This window comes from Streptomyces silaceus, assembly GCF_001419745.1.
GTDB classification, from domain to species: Bacteria; Actinomycetota; Actinomycetes; order Streptomycetales; family Streptomycetaceae; genus Streptomyces; species Streptomyces silaceus.
This window is the reverse complement of sequence record NZ_LIRJ01000094.1, coordinates 1-2,880: the sequence shown is the minus strand read 5'-3', so window position 1 is coordinate 2,880 and position 2,880 is coordinate 1. Positions and strand designations below refer to the sequence as shown.

The following is a 2,880-nucleotide window of genomic DNA, read 5'->3' as shown; positions in this document are numbered from 1 at the left end:
CGTGCCGTGCAGGCACGGCACTCCACCGGCTTCCCCTGGGGGACCTTCTCGGTCAACGCCGTCGGCTGCCTGGTCCTCGGCGCGCTCACCGGTGCGGTCACGGTCGGCGCCGCGTCCTCGCACACCCAGCTGTTCCTGGGGACCGGGCTGTGCGGGGCGCTGACCACGTACTCGACGTTCTCGTACGAGACACTGCGGCTCGCCGAGCGCGGCGCGCCGCGCTCCGCCGTGGGCAACGCCCTGGGCAGCGTCGCCCTGGGCCTCGGCGCGGCCTTCGCCGGAGTGGCGGGCGCCGAGGCGCTGTGGGGGTGAGGCCGGCCCGGACGCGCGGTCGAATCGCCGGCGAGCCGGCCGCTTCGGCGCCGTGTCAGCGCATGAGCTCGTAGCGGAGGAGGACGACGCCGTTGCCGAAGGCGTGGGTCTCGGCGAGGCTGAGGTCCGCCCGTACGTCCGCCGCCCGGAACATGCGCTGTCCGCGGCCGATGACGACCGGATGGACGTACACGTGGATCTCGTCGATCAGCCCGAGCCGCAGGAAGGACGCGGCGAGATCGGCGCCGCCGACGGCGAGATCACCGTCCGCCGACTTCCTGAGCGCCTCGATCTCCTCGGGCACCACGTCCCGCAGGATCGTGGTGCCCCAGCCCGCCCGCTCCAGCGTCCGCGAGAACACATACTTCGGCATGTCGCGCCAGATGCCGGCGAACTCCCGCATCGGCTCGCTGTTCGCCGGGTCCTCGTCGGCGGTCGGCCAGTCCTCGGCCATCAGCTCCCAGGACACACGCCCGTCGAGGAACGCGCCCATGGCCGCGAAGGTCGCGTTGAAGTGGCGGTGCAGCTCGTCGTCCACCAGGTGCCAGTCGAGCGAGCCGTCCGGCCCCGCCATGAAGCCGTCCACGGACGCCGACATCGCCCAGATGATCTTCCGCATGGTGCCGTCCCCGTCATCGTCGTAGCCGTCCCGAGGGTCACGGTCGCGACGATACGCCCGCCCACCGTCAGGCGGCCCGCGTCGGCCTCAGCCGCACCAGCACGGCCCGCACACGCCGCCGCGCCGCCCCGGCCAGGGTCCGGCACCACCGCAGGGCCCGGCCGGCCGCGCGCCGCCACGCCCGTCCGCGCCGCGTCGCCGCCAGTTCGGCGAAGAGGTCCTCGTGGCGGCGCACGATCGGGTCCGGGTCGTACCGCCGGGCGCTCTCCCGTGCCGCGTCGCCCATCTTGCGGCGCAGCGGGGCGTCCTCGATCAGACCCAGGAGCGCCTGCGCGAGCGCGTGGCCGTCGCCGCGCGGCACGAGCAGCCCGTCGTGCCCGTCCCGGATGATCTCCGCGGGGCCCAGCGGGCAGTCGGTGCTCACCACCGGCACGCCGCACCGCATCGCCTCGACGAGCGTCATGCCGAACGACTCGGCGTCGGACGCGGACGCGACCAGCGACGCCTTCGCGAACTCCGCCTCGATCGGCGAACGCACGCCCATCAGCCGCACGTGCCCGCCGAGCCCGAGCCCGTCGATCATGTCCTGGAGCCCCGCCTTGCCCGGCCCGCCGCCGTAGATCCGCAGCCGCCAGTCCGGGTGCCGCGCGGCCACGGCGGAGAACGCCTCCACGAGCAGGTCGAAGCGCTTGCCGGGCACCAGGCGCCCCGCGGCGGCGACCACCTTGGCCGACCCGTCGGACGGCGGCACCTCGGGGGCGGGCACGATGTTGGGCACCGCGAGGACCCGCACGCCGGGCAGCGACATCCGCCTGCGGTAGACGGCCGCGTCCGCCTCCGTGGTCGTGACCACGGCATCCAGTTCCCGGTAGTGCCGGGCCAGTTCGGCGCGCAGACGCTTGCTGTGCGCGTCGTGCCGCAGGTGCTCCTGCGCGATGCGCAGGGCGCCGCGCGGGGCGAACCGGGCGAGGTAGACGTTGAGGCCGGGCCGGGTGCCGATGACGACGTCCGCGTCGCAGCCGCGCAGGAACCCCTCGGCGCGTACGTCGTGCAGGCGCGTGTACTGGTGGTGGCGCCGGTCGGCCGAGGGGAAGTCCCGCGCGGGCTCGGCGAGCAACGGATCCCCCGTGTCGACGCTGCCCACCCGGGTGTCCACCAGCGGCACCAGCGCGACCCGCGGGTCCACCGCGAAACGCGGCGCCTCGCGGTGGCGCGTCAGCGACACGACCCGTACGTCGTGCCGGTCGGCCAGCGCCGCCGCCAGGTTGAAGGTGGTGCGGATGGTGCCGCCGACGCCGTAGGCGTTGTGCAGCAGGAACACGACCTTCATGCGGTGCTTTCCCCCAGCTCTCATGCGGTGCTTTCCCTCGGTGGAGCGCGGCGGCGCCGCGCGGTCCCGCCGGTCGTGGCCGCGTGGTCCCGCGGGCCGCCCCGGCGGGCGGAGGGCAACCCTCGCGCCCCGGGGTAAGCCGAAGGCCCGTGGTGGGTGAGGGATGGGTGAGAGCCAAGGTGAGAGCAGGGTAAGAAGACGGCCCGCCGGCCACCCGGCGGCCGAGTCGCCCGCGGTGGCTTGGCAGACTGGGCGGATGCCCCACACCGTGCTGCTCGCCGAGGACGACCGCGCCATCCGGCATGCCGTCGCCCGTGCGCTGACTCTGGAGGGGTACGAGGTCACGGCGGTCGCGGACGGCATCCAGGCGCTCGCCACCGCGCACCGGCAGCCGCCGGACATCCTCGTCCTGGACGTGATGATGCCGGGCATCGACGGCCTCCAGGTCTGCCAGGTGCTGCGCGCCCAGGGCGACCGCACGCCGATCCTGATGCTGACGGCCCGGGTGGAGACCGCCGACCGGATAGCCGGCCTCGACGCGGGCGCCGACGACTACGTGGCCAAGCCCTTCGAGATCGAGGAGGTCTTCGCCCGGCTGCGGGCGCTGCTGCGCAGGGCC

4 protein-coding genes are annotated in these 2,880 nt (G+C 74.5%); 2 read left to right on the top strand and 2 right to left on the bottom strand.

Annotation, left to right across the window (positions count from 1 at the left end; translation table 11 throughout):
• Nucleotides 1–312: fluoride efflux transporter FluC (locus tag AOK22_RS11060; RefSeq protein WP_055698421.1), on the top strand; the 312-nt coding region annotated here is incomplete at its 5' end.
• 55 nt (nucleotides 313–367) lie between these two features.
• On the opposite strand, the gene AOK22_RS11055 is transcribed toward AOK22_RS11060, so the two are convergent.
• Nucleotides 368–931 carry a dihydrofolate reductase family protein gene (locus AOK22_RS11055; protein ID WP_055698420.1) on the bottom strand — a complete coding sequence of 188 codons (564 nt, stop codon included), beginning with the start codon at nucleotides 929–931 and terminating at the stop codon, nucleotides 368–370.
• 67 nt (nucleotides 932–998) lie between these two features.
• Entirely contained in the window at nucleotides 999–2,261 is a 1,263-nt protein-coding gene (locus AOK22_RS11050) for a glycosyltransferase family 4 protein (RefSeq protein WP_055698419.1), read from the bottom strand.
• Nucleotides 2,262–2,517: 256 nt separating this feature from the next.
• Between AOK22_RS11050 and AOK22_RS11045 the strand changes: the two genes are divergently transcribed.
• Nucleotides 2,518–2,880, top strand: a 363-nt coding sequence (locus AOK22_RS11045; protein WP_157872214.1) for a response regulator transcription factor, incomplete at its 3' end; no start/stop codon positions are given.